This is a genomic window from Bradyrhizobium sp. LLZ17, from assembly GCF_041200145.1.
Lineage (GTDB): Bacteria > Pseudomonadota > Alphaproteobacteria > Rhizobiales > Xanthobacteraceae > Bradyrhizobium.
This window is the reverse complement of record NZ_CP165734.1, coordinates 4,378,796-4,393,804: the sequence shown is the minus strand read 5'-3', so window position 1 is coordinate 4,393,804 and position 15,009 is coordinate 4,378,796. Positions and strand designations below refer to the sequence as shown.

The following is a 15,009-nucleotide window of genomic DNA, read 5'->3' as shown; positions in this document are numbered from 1 at the left end:
AGTCAACGAAAAAAAGTCGATTTCCCGAAGGAAAGTGCATTCACCGAACCTTGTCGAACCGACGCGTCGCCACCACGTGCTCAACCGCCAGTTTTATTTATTCCTACAAGATTCGGGAAGATGCAATGGACCCGCGTATCACCTATTTCCCCGTCGGCAACGGCGATTGCTCGCTGATCACCCTCAGCGACAACACCCAGATCATTATCGACTGCAACACCACTCAGGAAGCCAGCGACGAGGACGACCCCAGCCGCTACGACGTTCATCAGCATCTACTCGATTTCGGCAAGAAGCTCGACGGCAAGATTCCCCACGTTGACGTGTTTATCCTGACCCATGCTGATCAGGATCACTGCCGCGGCTTCGACACGATGTTCTACACGGGCGACCCGTCCAAATACACGGTGAAGCACTCCAAGGAAGACCTGATACTCATCGACGAGCTCTGGTTCACCCACCGAATCTTCGCCAACCATGAGGGCGAGCTGTCGAAGTGGGCGAAGGCGTTCAAGAAGGAAGCGCAACGCCGCATCGATCTCCATCTCGCGAAGTCGTCCGTGCGCAACGATGCCGGCAACCGGATCCGCGTCGTCGGTCACAGCAATAACCCGGCCTACAAGGGGCTCGGCGATCTCGTCATTACGCCGGGCAACTACATCGACGTCATCGACCGCAAGACGAAAAAGGACTTCCGCTTCTTCGTCCATGCGCCGTTCCGCAAGGAGGTCGACGACAAGCTGGCCGATCGCAACGACACCAGCGTGGTGCTGCAGGCCTGCTTCGACGTAGGCGGAACCAAAAACGCCGGCCTCGCGATGTTCGGCGGCGACGCCGGTGCCGCGATCTGGTCGAAGATTCTGGAACTCAGCGACGACGACAAGCTGGCGTTCGATCTGTTCCTCGCGCCACACCACTGTTCGTGGACCTTCTTCAGCGAGGAAGAGTACAAGTACAACAAGGTGCCTGCCGAGGACTCGCTCGCCATCCTCGGCAAGGGACTAGACGGCGCGCGTGTGATCGCATCGTGCAAGCCGATCAAGGACGACGACGACAATCCTCCACATTTTGCGGCCAAGGAGGAGTACGAAGACGTCGTCGGCGAGGAGAATTTCATCAGCCTTGCTGAGGTTGGAGACCAAAAGCGCGCGCTGCCGACCACGTTCGAAATGAGCGAAAACGGGCCGGTGCTGCTGGATCCAGAGGACCTCGATCACGTCGACGACACCGTCAAAAAGGTCGCGAGCACGCCGCAGACCTATGGATGAACTGCACTCCACTCCACAGGAAAAGGAGGACGAAGATAGCCTGTCGCCGGCGATCCGATCGGCGGTGGCGGAATTGCGCGCCAAGTACCCCGCTCAGGCCGCTCCGGTCCTGAAGTGGAACGACAACTACGTCGCCGTGCCCCTCGCGGTCGACGTCGAACTGCCCGGGCGGGGGCCCGTCGGCGGGGTCGACATCCGCAAGCGCGAGCCGCTGCTGCTGCTGTTTCCCATCAGGTCGTTTCCCTATCTTGCGCCGAGGGTCTATTCGGACCGTCGCGACTTCTCGAAGGCCTTCCCCCACCTCAATCCGACGGGCCCCAAGCTGCCGGCGTCGCTCTGCCTACATCGCGGTTCGATCGACGCCTGGTTCGCGGAGCACACGGTGAGCGACCTGGTCGAACGCGCGCGCGGTTGGCTGCGCGATGCCGCGCGCAATCGGTTGATCCCCGAAGGGGACGCCTTCGAGCCCACCCGTTCGCCCGACACGTCCGGCACGTTCGTATACCCGCCGGAGGTGTTCATCGCGAAAGCGGCAGGGCTCCGTGCCGCGCAGGGCGGAACCGCCGGCAGCGCCCTCGTCGCTTACGATCTGCTCGACGACGAGAGCAAAGCCGAGATCGGCGAGAAGGAATATACCGTCAGGCAGGCAGCCTTCGTCACCGACGACACTCTCGAGGCGCACCAGGTCATCGCCGGCCTCCTGAACGAGTTCGCCGAGAAGCCGGAATACAAGGGGCAATTCCAGCGCCGCCTCTTCGGCCTGCTGCTATGGACGCCGGAAACCGATGTCTGCAGCCGGTATTTCGGCGACTTACCGGAGACGCTCGGCGACCTCGAGGTCTGGGCGGAGGAGCTCGGTTTTCAGTTGCGGGCCGCTCTGACGTCGTATCTAGCGAACGGCCTGCAGCTGTTCAGCGGCGTGCCGATCGTGCTTGCCGTCAGGCGCCCCCAGCAGGTTCTGGGCAGGACGTCGGACGTCGAACTGCTGAACTTCCTGATACTGGCCGGCGGAGATCACTGGCCGAAGGACGGCGCATGGGATCCGGCGGCGCGCCTCCGGTTCGCCGATCATCGCACGCCGCTGACGCCCGAATTCGCCCGCGAGATCTCGGCGCTGCCCGCCGACCGTGTCGCTGAGCCGACGGTCGTGTTCGGCGCCGGCGCGCTGGGCTCGAAGGTGGCGAGCCATCTCGCCCGTAGCGGCAGCGTCGCCCTGAAGATCGCCGACAACGCGAAAATCGCGCCTCACAATCTGGTCCGCCACGCGTTGGGCGGCCGCACCGTGGGTAAGTCAAAGGCGGAAGCTCTCAAGGACGAACTGGTCGGGCTCTATCCCGGTCAAGGCGACCTTCCCATCGAAGCCAAAAACACGTCCGCTCTTTCCAGGCTGCGCAGCCCCGCCTTCTTCGACGGTTACGCCAACCTGGTCGACATGACGGCGTCCAATATCGTGTTCAACGGGCTACGCGACGCTGCGCTTCCGGACACGCTGCGCGTTCACCGCGCCGAGATCGCCCACCGCGGCATGCTCGGCCTGTTGTCGATCGAGGGGACCGGGCGCAATCCCCGGATCGACGATCTCCAGGCGCTGATCTACGACTCCGCGATGGAGGACGACGCGGTCGCTGCCTGGCTGGAGGAGGTCAGGTCGACGCGGGACGATCGCGTCGGGTCCGGCGGCCTCGAGGACATCCAGGTCGGATTGAGTTGCAGTTCGGCAACCATGCGGCTGGCCGATGAGGTGGTGTCGTTCCACGCCGCGGCGGTGACCCGCCGGCTGCGGCCCTATTTGGCCAAGGGCGGTCCAGCGCGGACGGAGGGCCTCGTCAACCTTAGCTTCCTAGGCGAGGAAGGTGACGCTCGCGCGAGCGCGCGGCCCGTCAAGCCCACGATCGTGCTCGGCGCCGACTACGGATGGCAGATCCGGATCGCGGCGGCTGTCGCGGAGGAGATGTTGGGATTGATGCGGCGACACAGTCCGAGCGAGACCGGCGGCATCCTGGTCGGGAGGGTGGCCGCGACCATGAAGACGATCTACGTGACTCGCTTGGTGCCGGCCCCGCCCGACAGCCGCGGCACGCCCTGGGTCTTCGAACGGGGCACGGAGAAGCTGCCAGAGGCTCTCGCCCGGATCGAGCGCCGGACCGGCGGTCTGCTGACCTACGTCGGCGAGTGGCACACGCATCCCGCGGGCGGATCGGATCTCAGCGATACGGACAAGACCGCGGTCATCGGCTTGCGATCAGTTCTCGACCGCGTCGACAAGCCTACTCTGGTGACCATCGTGACGCCGGAGGAGATCCGGCCTCACCTCTTCGAGTCGACGAGCCCGCCGGTCGTGATCGATCCGCCGCGACGCCGGCCCCGCTTCATGCGGGTGATTTTTTGGCGGCGCTAGAAGACGTCGGCTTTCCGGCCTTCTGCGCCAACACCGTGCAGACGAACCGGACGCCATAGGTCGCGGCGGCGTGTCTGACGACGATCAGCTGGAAAAGCAAAATGCCGAGGTAAACGCCGATCGCCTTCCACGGCGCGACGAGGAACAGCGCCGCGATGCCGAACCCGATCAGGAACAGCGCGGCCAGACCCGTATAGTCGCGCAGCAGGAGATAGTCGCGGTGCACCTGCATGACCGCGGGGACGTCCTGAACCTCTAGATAGAATCGATACCAGAGGCTGTTTTGGTCCTTGGGATCGCTCGGCACCTTATTGCCGCAAGCGCGCTGCAGCCGGGTGAAGTCTACCCGGGGATCGGCCTGCGCGTGGACGCTGAAGGCGCGGTGTCCGGGCAGAACGTCGCTCCACCGCAGAAACACCAGACGCTCCTTCGTCGCCGAGTTCAGGAGACCGTTTGCGATGGTGGTGACCACGACGGTGAGGCCTACAGGCAGGAGGTTGGCAGCACCCGTAAGTGCCGCCTTGATCCCGGACAGTTCGAACGTCGACCACTGACACGCCCCATAGAACCCGACGGCATTTGCGGCGATGATCAGCCAGAGCTGTCTTCGGTTCTGCTCCTTCAGCTTCTGCGATCCGCCCTTCTTCGACATGAAATTCCCGGTCCTGCCCACGCAATTTCGTCAATCACCATTTAGTGGCGCGGGCTCGCAGATGCACGCGACGGTCGCCCTTCCGTGCACGAAATCCCCAGCCCCGCCATTGAAGTCTGACTAGACTCTATGTTCGTGTTATGTTCTCATTGGGGATGGCAGCAGATCGACCTGCAAGCTGGCGCATGCCGGGCAGAAAAGAGATGGAAAAACTGGCCGGGCAGTCTCCGGTCGGCAAAAACGCGCCCGCAACGTCCTCGGCTGGCCAAGCCGACGCGATGCCGCCCGAATACTGGGAAGCAGTGCTACGGGACGCGGGCGCCGACGCCAGACAGGCCGGTCGGCCCATCCAGTCGCGCACGCTGGCCGAAATCGGCCGACACGTGTCGCGGGTCTCCTGCAGCCGCTGCGGTCGCATCGTCGAAATTCAGACCGTCGACGCCGTCCGCCTCTACGGTCGGGATGCCGTGTGGAAGGACGTCGGGCAACGGATTCTCGACGCGACCTGCCAGCAGCGGACCGGCAGCCACGAAGACGACGGGTGCTGGCCGTCGTTCGGCTGAGCGCCGGCAATGGCGCGGAAGCATCCGACGCCCCTCTCCGGAGGGCTGCGATCCGCCCTCAACAAGGAGCTCGGCAAGGCGCGCGCCATGACGACGGTGCTGGCGCAACGGTCGGCGGAGCTCCGGGCCGAGGGCGAGTCCCTGATCCGGACGGCCGACAAGCTGCTCTGCGAAGCCTGGAACGAGCGGATGTGGGCCGACGGAGGCCCGATCGACCCGTCCCCCACGGTCGACCAGGCGATCAACGGCGGCCACCCATGGCTCGAGATCGAGTGTTCGCGTTGCAAGACGAAGCGGGACGTCGACCTCGCGGCCCTGCCCCACCCGCCCACGACTTTCGTCCACGACCTGGTGAGCCGGCTGCGTTGCAGCAAGTGCGCCAAGGCCAATCGCCGGCCGCCTGCGACGCTGCTACAGCTGGCACAGCGCCCTCGCCAGGCCGCTCCGGAGACCTGACGATGTGCAATCTCTATTCGATCACCACCAACCAGGCCGCCATCAGCGCGCTGTTCCGCGTCGTCAACCGGTACGTCGGCAATCTGGCGCCGATGCCCGGCGTGTTTCCGGACTACAAGGCGCCGATCGTCCGGACCGGCGCCGAGGGCCGCGAGCTCGCGACGGCGCGTTGGGGCATGCCGTCGTCGTCGAAGGCGCTGATGGACGCCACCAAGAAGCGCGCCGAGAAGCTACAGGCCAAAGGCAAGACCGTCGATTTCAAAGAATTGCTCCGGATGGAGCCGGACGGCGGCACCACCAACATCCGCAACGTGAAGTCCAAGCACTGGACGCGATGGCTGGGTCCGAGCACCGCTGCGTCGTCCCGTTCAACTCGTTCAGCGAATTCAACAAGGCCGAAGGCGGCGACATCTGGTTCGCGCGGGACGAAACCCGCCCGCTGCTCTGCTTCGCCGGCATCTGGACGAACTGGACGTCGGTCAGGAAGGTGAGGGAGGGCGAGACCACGAGCGATCTCTATGCGTTCCTGACGACGGAGCCGAATGCCGAGGTCGGCGCCATCCACCCGAAGGCGATGCCCGTGATCTTGACCACGCCTGAAGAGGTGGAGGCCTGGATGACCGCGCCTGCGGACGAGGCGCTGAAGCTGCAGCGGCCGCTGGCGGACGGGGCGCTCAGAATCGTCGCCCGCGGCGTCAAGGAAGACCCAGCGCCAGCCGCTAACTAGGTTCTACACAGGCCCACGGAACACGTGGACAAGCGGTAGCATCTGCATTTCGGAATCCCTGGCCCGTGCTAACCGGCCGGAACGAGCCGGCGACCCCAAGGATTCGTCACGGCAGGAGCGATTTCGATGCTGATGACCAAGGAAAGACGGCCGGCGATCCGGACGCTGCGCGGCTGGGCGATCCACGCCCTGCAGGAGGCCGGCGCAATCCGCGAATGCGAGGTGCACGGCTGGATGCAGGATCGCGCGGACCCGCACGCCCGGGAGCGGGCCATTGACATCGCCCGCCATAATCCGCCGCCGACAATTTCTCCCGACGAAGCCGTGGCCGAAGTACGGGACGTCCTGAACTCGATCGGCGACACCTGCCCGGAGTGCCCGGCCGAACTCCGGTAGGCCGTCTACTCATGGGTCAAACGTTGCCAGTCGAGGCTCGCTTGGCCTCTGTTCTAGCCTCAGTAGCGGCGCAAACGCCATATGGCTGGGGGTCCGGGTCGGTCGGAACCGGACGTCATGGGCCTCTTGATCATCAGGCTATCGCGTCGTCCTATTTCACCAGGTGGGCGGCAGGATGCTGCATGCCCAGCACACCGACCATAGAGAAGATCGAGAGTCCCAAAGCAATCTCGAGCAATGTATTGCGCGAGAGCGCGCGGAGCGTACGCCCTTGCCGCGCCTCATCGGAGAGCGAAGCGAGCTGCGGCGTCAGGACGAGCCGGTTGATGGCGGCGAACACGAGCATCACAGCGAAGACGGAAAGCTTTAAGATCAGGAGCTGCCCATAATCGGTCATGACGAGCCCGCGGAACGAACCAACCAGAATCCATGCGTTGACGAACCCGGACAGGGTCAACGTTGCGACGCTGATAATGGCAAGAGTCGAAAACCGCCTGACAGCGTCAAGCTTCAGCGAGAAGCAACCCCGATGACATCTAAGCGAACGAAGCAGCAGCACCAGCGGTATGAGACCGCCAAACCAGGCCGCGGCGGCGATAAGATGTAGCGCATCACTGGCCAGGTGCAGATACCCCAACCCGGAGGGCGTCGAGGCGGCATGTCCGGTCCAGGCGATGGAAGCAACAAGGGACGCCGCCGCCCCCAGTGGAAGCAAGCGCCACAACCCCGAGCGTTCGAAAGCCAAACAGATCGACAGCATGATCGCGAGCGCCAGACGGACCTGCGACACCCATCCAAATTGCGTTAATTGAAGTACGTCGCGGAGTGCTCCCGAGATCACGGCTTCGCCAACGCCCTCTCCGCTCAACGACATCGTCAACAACAGCACCCAGGCAAGCCCGGAGACGACGACGACGGCAATCCCGATCCAGGCAGCACCGCGGAGCTGCCTTTCGACCAGCGCGTTTGCGTGCGGCTCTGCGCGCAAAGCGGGTTCAGCGACGAGGCCGCGAAAGATCAATGCGCCAGCCGTAATCGCTGAGGCGGCGAAATGAACCGTCCGGGTCGCGATCATCAGGACGTCAATCTCTGCCCCAAACCAGCTCATCGCATCACTCTTCCCCCCAACCCCTCACTGCCCGACCTCGAACGTAAAATTGCCGTCCGTCGTGTGGGTATCGACTGAGAGCACGTGCCACGTGACATGATAGGTGCCGCTGCCGCCCGGACGCAGCGAGACCGACATCTGGCTGCCGCTGATGCGCGGCTTACCTGTATCGACGCGCTGACCGGCCGCGTTGGTCACCGTGACATTGCTGAACGCTCCCTCCAGCTTCTGCGTAAAGAATAACGTCACTTCGCGAGGCGGCGTCGCGACCTTGTTGCCCACGCGCGGATCGGCGTGATCGAGAAAGGCGTGGGCGGAAACCTCCCTTCCGGCAAGCAAGGTCAGTAGCGGGAGTATTCCGATCACAGAGGAGCGCCGCATGGATCAATTCCTCGGAAAGGGGCTGGCTTGCTGGACCGCTGGGCCAAATATCGGCTTGCCGATGCCGCGCGGATCGATGTCGTCAAGGTAGAGGTGCAATTGAGCGATCACCCCGACATTGCTTCCGCTTTGCCGGTTGATCGGGATCTGTGCTTCAACGGCTACCTGAAAGGTGTTTCCAACCCAAATGACGCCGGGGTTGATGGTGCCGGTGGTCTGAGTTCCCGAAGTAAAGGTATTCGACAGAGGGGTTTGCAGTGTCGCTTCGACGAGCGGGATCAAATGATTCACGAAATCCGGAAGGCCAAGGTCAACGACCGACGACTTGAGATACGGCATGCTATACTGGATCGTGCCTCCCCAATTCAGCACCCTCGGATGGAACTCGGTATCAGCCGTGAGATCACCGCTGCCCGGATCGACGCTGACGGTCGTCGTGGATCGTCTTCCCGGAATGGCGTAGCCGATCTGTCCAGTTATCGCGACGGGCCTGATCCAGGATAGAGAGTCCGGAAGGTCGCCCAGCCCTTTGCCGAAATAAACCGTTGGCGTGTAGGTGTTGAACGGGTCTGCCCCGACGTTCGCCGCACCTGTGCCGCCCCATTCGACGCTGAGGCCAACCGACATCACGAACTCATGCGCGGGGTCTTTGAAGACGCGGTATTTGAACGTCGTCTCGAGATTCTGGAATCCATTGGCTCCGGCCGCCGCTGCATCGATCGGGCCAAGAAAGGTGTAGGTCGAGCCGAACGAAATCGCGAAATCCTCGGTGATGCGTTTGGAGAACTCTCCCGATATATCCCGCTGCCGGACCGGGGGCACGTCGCCCGTCTTGAAGCTGTCGACGGTTGGTAGCGATAGTTCGTCGTTCACGCCGGGATCATCGATGCCAAGCGTTGCGGGAAAGAAACGGTTTCCAACGATCTCGTGTGCGGCGGTTCGACCGAGTGGGACCAGCGCTATCGCGAGCACCGAGATGCCCGCGCGCCAAAGATGGATAGACATGAAGAACCTCCACAGGTGTTGATGTGAATGCATCGGCAGCCGGAGGCCGCCGGGGTTCACGTCAAGTGCGGTGGAGCGCGAGCTTCTGCGTTCGAGCCGACCCGTGCTGTCGATGGCGACGGTGCGGCTTCCAGCCAGGATACCCGCTGGTATTGACGCTGCAGAACCGCGAAAATGAAGGGCGGCGGATCGCCCGCAATGGCGGCGACGCTATGACCCGCCGCGCAGAATACACAGCACCCCTGAGATTGTTGCGTCGGAGCTGTCCGCGGATCCGTCGGGGATGACATCGCTTCAGAGCAGATCGACCCCATGTAAAGCGGATCGTTCACGGCATCAGCGACTGCGCGAAAGGCGGCAATCGGTGCGAACGACTGCACCAGTATCGAGAGCAGCATGATTGGAATGAAAACTTCCAGCCGCCGTCCCATGGTTCTCCCCGAAAACGCCTTGGTTTTGGTACCACTCGCCTCAAGGGCTGTCGAGAATAGTTGCTCCGCACGATACAATTGGTCTTACGTGTAGTTTTTTCTGCACCAGAGCGCACAGCACTGCTTCCGTTGCCAATTGGCTCGGGTTTCTCTAGAGCGCTACGGAGATCGCCGACCGCGATCCGCGCGGCGGGCGACGCGAGCTCACCTAGGCCAGCGGCGCGCGCCGCCGGGCCTGCCTGCCGGGATGAACAACCGCTGCCCGCGGCGATGCGCCGCCAGGACACCGTGATGAAGTGCGCGCCAATGCGGCGCGCACCACAGCGCGCGAAGTCAGGGTTGCGCCGCCAACCGCACGCCGTCTGGTCCAATCAGACCGGGGTACGGCGCCTTGAATTTGTAGATTGTTCCGCTGACGGCACCTTCCATGTAGATGTACTGGTTGTTCTCGCCGCCGAAGGCAAAGTTCGTGGCCGACGAATCACCATTCGGCAATGGGACATAACCGATGATGAAACCCCGCGGATCGTACTCGATGAGTCCGCCGATGCCGCACGCTGCCCAGAGATTGCCATGTACGTCGTAGTGGATGCCGTCAGGTCCACCGTTGCCTGGATTGTAGCTCCCGGCGGTCGCGAAGAAGAAGGTGGTGTGCGACGGGTCCTTGGCGCATTGGGAGCACGCCGGATTCGGCCCTCCCAGGAATGAATAATATAGCATCCGGTTGCTGGCGTAGTCGGCGACCGCCAGCGTGCCGTCGTCCGGCGAAACCGCTATGCCATTGGGAAAACTACCGGTGGAGATGATGCGCCGGAGAATGCCGTCTTTCGAGTATTGATAGACCGCACCGGTCCGATCCGCCGCGTCGGGTCCGGGTCCTGTTCCCCAGGGATCGGTGAAGTACAGATTGCCCTCGGCGTCGAAGTCGAGATCATTCGGACCCTTGAACAGTTCGTTGTGGAACGTCGAAACGAGTGAACTCAGTTGCTTCGTGTCCGGATCATAGATCAGGACGCCGAGGTGACGGGTCGTGACGTAAAGCTTGCCGTCATGCCAACGCGTGCCCTGCGGTTCGCAGGCGGGACCGAGATCTCCTCTCGGATTACAGTTGAACACCGGGACCAGCTTCGCGTCGGGAGTGAGATAGGACACCCAGCCGCTGCCGATCGCGACGAACCAGAAATTGCCTGCCTTGTCGAAGGCCCCGCCCTCAAGAAACTTGCCCTGCGGCTGATCATGGATGTCCGCGAACAAGGTGACCGGCCCGATACCCGGCGGAGGGGGCGGCAAGCCCCAGGGCTGCACTTGCTCGGGAGATGGCGGACCGGCGAGCGGAGGCGCGGCGACGGACTGGGCCTGCGCCGATGCGGTATGAACGGGCGCCGCCGCGCCACAGAACACAAGTGAAAATGCACAGACGGCACTTGCCAGCTTAGTTGTCATGACGATTTCCTCCGACGCGTTTTGCCCAGCCCTTCCTTTTGCGCCCCGCTTGGAGCATCAGTTCAAAAGGTGGCGCGAACATGAGCGTAACGATCGTCGATGCAGACCAGCCCGGCTTTCGACGCATTATCGATGGTCCGCATTTTGCTGCGTCGTTGTCGCGATCGGCAGGGGCTCGGAGCCTGTCGCAGGCTCCCCTGTCCGCTTTGTTTTCCGCTGCCAAACCAAGCATGCCCGATCAGCAGTAGTGCCTCGCGCACATCTTCGCCCATGACGGCAGGTCCAGAGCTCGCGATGAGGCTGAGGGCTACAGGTTGGCGGCCAATCCGATGGAAGAAGCGGTAAGAGAGGTCAGTGTTGCGCCTAGGATCATCCATAGCGTGTCGATGCGAGTGGTCAGCAGCAGCACAAGGCAAACCACCGCAATTGCCCAGGTGACCGGGCCGGTGAGGCCGTCCAGTCCGAGCGGAATGGCGGCTGCGAGCAGCAATCCCGCGCTGGCGATGACGACGGTCTGCAGCACGGATCGCACCCGAGGGTGCTCCATCCGTCGCCCGACGAAGTGGACCAGCGGAATGATGAGCAGCGCAGGCGTGATCATGGCGAGCCAGCCGGCGACCGCTCCCGGAAGCCGGGGCGACGAAGTAGCCGACGCGGACGACATAGAGGCCGACCGGGCCCGGCGAGCTCCGGGTAATGACCACCGCCTCATTGAGCTGCTCGTTGGTCAGCACGTGATAGTGGTTGACCAGCGACTCCTGGATGACGGGCAGCGAGGCCAGCCCGGCGAACGCCGTGATCGTGCCCTTCAGGAGCAATAGGTACAGCAGGACGAAGTTCATGAGGGCTCCGGCAGAAAGAGACCGATCAGCGCAGCGAGCACCAGAACGGCGAGCGGGGACATCCCGGCGATCGCATGGAGCGCAAATGCCGTAGCGCCGATCAGGACGACGCGGATGCGGTTTTCCCGGCCGGAAATGCGGATGGACGATGGTCCAGACGTCTTCACCGTGACCGCCACAGCGGCTGCGATCGCGCCCTTAATGGCCGCCTGCGCAAACGGATTCTCCTGCCACTCGGCGAACAGGACGGTGATGACCAGCACGAATAGCGTGCATGGGACCGAGGCGGCCAGCAGCGCGACGAGAGCGCCGGCCCATCGCCGCAGGAGCCACCCGATGCCGACACAGAATGCGAGCAGGTTGGTGCCCGGCGTCAATCGGCCGAGCGCGTAGGAAAGCGCGAATTGCTCCTCGCTCACCCAACGGCGCTTGCCCACGATCTCGCCGTGAATGACAGCCGTGGTTGCGCTCCCGCCGCCGAGAGTGAAGTTGGCGTAGCGGATGAAGACGTCAGCGATCTGCTTGAGAAGGCGGCCTCATGGTGGCACGATGGGCAAGGCGCTGGTAGCGCCGATGACCTGATATGTGCCCGTGATCCGTCGTGCCGGTGTGCTGCACGCGCCGCTTACGGCGGGGCGTGGGGCTTGGTTCGATCTAAACAGGAGGATGCAGTCGAGTCCAGTGCCAGCGGAAGATAGCAGGTCGCAATCGCCCTTCGCTGGGCAAAGTAGTCAGGCCGATCTGCGCGATCTGGTGGAGGCGGGCTTCTTCGCCGCGGCCTCCCTCACCGGCTTCTTGCCCTCGATCGGCATCAGCATCTCCTTCTGCCCCGCACCAGCCTTGCGCGGCTTCTTGGAAGGCTTACCAGCCTTCGCCGGCGCTTGCTCCTGACCGACGCTCCGCCGCAGCGCCTCCATCAGATCGACGACTTTGCCGGCGGCAGGCCGCTCCTTCGGCGTGATCGGCTTGCCGGCGCGCTTCTTGTTGATCAGGTCGATCAGCGCGGTCTCGTAGTGGTCTTCGAACTTTTCGGGCTCGAACCGCCCGGCCTTCTGGTTGACGATGTGCTTCGCGAGATCGAGCATGTCCTTCGTCACCTTCACGTCCTGGATCTCGTCGAAATACTCCTGCTCGCTCCGCACCTCGTAAGGGTAGCGCAGCAGCGTGCCGACGAGGCCCTTGTCCAATGGCTCTAGCCCAATGATGTGCTCGCGGTTGGTCAGCACGACGCTCCCGATCGCGACCTTGTTCATCTCGCGAATCGTCTCGCGGATGACGGCAAAGGCGTCGTGGCCGACCTTGCCGTCTGGCCGGATGTAGTAGGGGCGGATCAGGTAGCGCGGGTCGATGTCGGACTTGTCAACGAACTCGTCGATCTCGATGGTGCGCGTGGATTCCAGCGCGATCTCCTCGAGCTCCTCCTTCGTCACCTCGATGAACTGGTCCTTCTCGAGCTGGTAACCCTTGACGATGTCCTCGTTGGGCACCTCGTCGCCCGTGTCGGCGTCGACCTTCAGGTACTTGATGCGATGACCGGTCTGCCGATTGAGCTGGTTGAAGCTGATCTTCTCGGACTCGGAGGTCGCCGGATAGAGCGCGACCGGGCAGGTCACCAGGGACAGACGCAGGAAGCCTTTCCAGTTGGCGCGCGGGGCCACGATACGCAGAACTCCGTTGGCGGCTCGGATTCAAGACGAACGAGCGAGGGCAGTTCCGACATCCCGTCCGCCTCAGCGCGAATTCATCCTTAACCGGGCGTGCGGCACCAGCGGAATCCGGCGGCCGGTCTTGACTCTCCGGGAACAAACAAGGAACAATGGGGGATGCCCGCTACCACTGAGACCCCCGCGCCCGCCGTCGACGAGTTGGAGGCCGCCGCCGACCAGGCCGATCGCGGCCTGCGGCGGGGACACCCGGGCGGTCAAGGCCCTGATCGTGACGGTCGACGTGCAACGGTGGGCACGCTAGGCCTCGCTCACGGTAGGCTTTCCGGCCCCCGCGAGCACGATCGCCGCGGCGATCGCTTCCAGCGTAATCGCCAACAGCAGCGAAGCGCCGTAATCGCCTCTCCAGCCGCGGATTAGACCGATCAATCCGGGACCCAAGGCGCCGACCGTGCCGCTGATCGAGGTGAACAGCCCCATCACCACTGTGAAGTTTTGCACCTCAAACTCGCGGTGGATGATCAGCGGCGGTAGCGTGATGAGGTTGCCGACCGAGAAACCGAACACGGCAGAGGCCAGCAGCACGAGTTCAACGTCGTCCGTCAGGCAGATGGTCGACAGCGCCACGGCCTGGCTCACCAGCGAGACGGCGGCTGCAAGTCGCGGATCAAGGCGGTCGGCGATCACGCTAAGCGAGAGCCGTCCGACGAGCGCCATTAAAGTCATCACGCTGACGGCGAGCCCTGCCGTGACAGCTCCGATCTTCGGCTCGAGTATCGCGATCTGGTGCACGATGAAGCCGACCTGCGCGATGATCCCGAGCGCAAAGGGAATCGCGATGGTCCAGAACACCGGCCGGCGCACCACCTCGCCGCGGGAGATGCTGCTGGCGAGCGCCGGCGCGGATTGGTTGGCGGTTGCAGCCGTTGCGCCCGCATTCGGTGGCGGGCCGATCCAGGCAAGCGTGGCCGGGACTAGAAAGATCAGCAGGACTGCGCTCGCGGCCAGCATCGCGGTCTGGAATCCTAGGTGGCTCACCAGAACGACCAGTAGTGGCGTCACAATGACGCCGCCCGAACTGGCGCCGAGGAAGGCCAAGCTAATTGCAAGGCCGCGGCGCCGAACGAACCAGGCACCGATGACCGCCGAAATGATTACGGTGCCCATGCCCACCCAGCCGAGCGACATCAACGCGAATGCCGCGTATAGCATCCACTGCGAGCCAGCGAAGGCGAGCAGCACCAGAGAGGTGGCGAGGCAAGCAATTCCTGCCAGTGCCAGTCGCTTCAGGCCGAGCCGCCGCACGATCTCGTCGGTGAAGATGACGATAACATTACCGATCAAAAGCGACAGCGTGCTGGCACCCGAGATCAGCGAGGCCGGCCAGCCGTTCAGCCGCTGCAGCTCTACCAGATAGACCCCCTGCCCATACAGAGCAAAGCCGAAGATCGACAGCGCCAGCAGGAAACAGGCAAGCACGACCCTCCAGCCAGCGTAGCGCGGTGACGTCTCGTCGTGCATGTGCGGCCCCAGTCCCAGCCCGAGCGGCGCGCACTACATACAAGCGGAAATCGTGGAAAGCGAGTCACGAAAGACGCGAGTGTTGCGCGCGTGGTCGTTGCGAGCGAAGCGACTTGTCCGCAGAAGCGTTTAGCCAAGGTCCAATGTCAGCGAA

The 15,009-nt window shown here is 63.4% G+C and carries 14 protein-coding genes and 2 pseudogenes; 6 read left to right on the top strand and 10 right to left on the bottom strand.

Going from position 1 to position 15,009, the window contains the following annotated elements:
• Positions 1 to 125: 125 nt before the first annotated feature.
• Positions 126 to 1,268, top strand: a complete 1,143-nt coding sequence (locus AB8Z38_RS21170) for a hypothetical protein (RefSeq protein WP_369719776.1) — start codon at positions 126 to 128, stop codon at positions 1,266 to 1,268.
• On the top strand, positions 1,261 to 3,666 hold the full coding sequence (locus AB8Z38_RS21165) for a ThiF family adenylyltransferase (RefSeq protein ID WP_369719775.1): 2,406 nt from the start codon (positions 1,261 to 1,263) through the stop codon (positions 3,664 to 3,666). Before AB8Z38_RS21170 ends, AB8Z38_RS21165 begins: the two co-directional genes overlap by 8 nt.
• Here AB8Z38_RS21165 and AB8Z38_RS21160 read toward each other — a convergent pair.
• Entirely contained in the window at positions 3,638 to 4,318 is a 681-nt protein-coding gene (locus AB8Z38_RS21160) for a hypothetical protein (protein ID WP_369719774.1), read from the bottom strand. The two genes, AB8Z38_RS21165 and AB8Z38_RS21160, sit on opposite strands and share 29 nt — an antisense overlap.
• A gap of 203 nt (positions 4,319 to 4,521) precedes the next feature.
• Between AB8Z38_RS21160 and AB8Z38_RS21155 the strand changes: the two genes are divergently transcribed.
• From AB8Z38_RS21155 to AB8Z38_RS21140, 4 genes and pseudogenes are all read left to right on the top strand, one after another.
• The gene (locus AB8Z38_RS21155; RefSeq protein WP_369719773.1) at positions 4,522 to 4,881 is read left to right on the top strand and encodes a hypothetical protein; all 360 of its coding nucleotides are present in this window, start codon (positions 4,522 to 4,524) and stop codon (positions 4,879 to 4,881) included.
• A gap of 9 nt (positions 4,882 to 4,890) precedes the next feature.
• Positions 4,891 to 5,337, top strand: coding sequence for a hypothetical protein (locus tag AB8Z38_RS21150; protein ID WP_369719772.1), 447 nt, complete (start codon positions 4,891 to 4,893; stop codon positions 5,335 to 5,337).
• A gap of 2 nt (positions 5,338 to 5,339) precedes the next feature.
• Positions 5,340 to 6,064: pseudogene (locus AB8Z38_RS21145) on the top strand (SOS response-associated peptidase).
• Between the two features lie 126 nt (positions 6,065 to 6,190).
• Positions 6,191 to 6,460 carry a hypothetical protein gene (locus AB8Z38_RS21140; protein WP_369719771.1) on the top strand — a complete coding sequence of 90 codons (270 nt, stop codon included), beginning with the start codon at positions 6,191 to 6,193 and terminating at the stop codon, positions 6,458 to 6,460.
• Between the two features lie 151 nt (positions 6,461 to 6,611).
• Here AB8Z38_RS21140 and copD read toward each other — a convergent pair whose 3' ends face one another.
• From copD to AB8Z38_RS21095, 9 genes and pseudogenes are all read right to left on the bottom strand, one after another.
• Positions 6,612 to 7,568 (bottom strand): copper homeostasis membrane protein CopD, encoded by a 957-nt coding sequence (copD, locus tag AB8Z38_RS21135; RefSeq protein WP_369719770.1) that lies wholly within the window; start codon positions 7,566 to 7,568, stop codon positions 6,612 to 6,614.
• Positions 7,569 to 7,592: 24 nt separating this feature from the next.
• The gene (locus tag AB8Z38_RS21130) at positions 7,593 to 7,949 is read right to left on the bottom strand and encodes a copper resistance protein CopC (protein ID WP_369719769.1); all 357 of its coding nucleotides are present in this window, start codon (positions 7,947 to 7,949) and stop codon (positions 7,593 to 7,595) included.
• Positions 7,950 to 7,952: 3 nt separating this feature from the next.
• Positions 7,953 to 8,954, bottom strand: coding sequence for a hypothetical protein (locus AB8Z38_RS21125; RefSeq protein ID WP_369719768.1), 1,002 nt, complete (start codon positions 8,952 to 8,954; stop codon positions 7,953 to 7,955).
• 56 nt (positions 8,955 to 9,010) lie between these two features.
• On the bottom strand, positions 9,011 to 9,385 hold the full coding sequence (locus AB8Z38_RS21120; RefSeq protein ID WP_369719767.1) for a DUF2946 family protein: 375 nt from the start codon (positions 9,383 to 9,385) through the stop codon (positions 9,011 to 9,013).
• 333 nt (positions 9,386 to 9,718) lie between these two features.
• Positions 9,719 to 10,828, bottom strand: coding sequence for an SMP-30/gluconolactonase/LRE family protein (locus tag AB8Z38_RS21115; RefSeq protein WP_369719766.1), 1,110 nt, complete (start codon positions 10,826 to 10,828; stop codon positions 9,719 to 9,721).
• Between the two features lie 307 nt (positions 10,829 to 11,135).
• A pseudogene (locus tag AB8Z38_RS21110) lies at positions 11,136 to 11,670 on the bottom strand (chromate transporter).
• Positions 11,667 to 12,188, bottom strand: coding sequence for a chromate transporter (locus tag AB8Z38_RS21105; RefSeq protein WP_369726557.1), 522 nt, complete (start codon positions 12,186 to 12,188; stop codon positions 11,667 to 11,669). The pseudogene AB8Z38_RS21110 and the gene AB8Z38_RS21105 overlap by 4 nt, the downstream one beginning before the upstream one ends.
• A gap of 213 nt (positions 12,189 to 12,401) precedes the next feature.
• Positions 12,402 to 13,328: a Ku protein gene (locus AB8Z38_RS21100; protein ID WP_369719765.1), complete on the bottom strand. Its 927-nt coding sequence runs from the start codon at positions 13,326 to 13,328 to the stop codon at positions 12,402 to 12,404.
• A gap of 306 nt (positions 13,329 to 13,634) precedes the next feature.
• Entirely contained in the window at positions 13,635 to 14,855 is a 1,221-nt protein-coding gene (locus tag AB8Z38_RS21095) for an MFS transporter (protein WP_369719764.1), read from the bottom strand.
• Positions 14,856 to 15,009 lie beyond the last annotated feature (154 nt).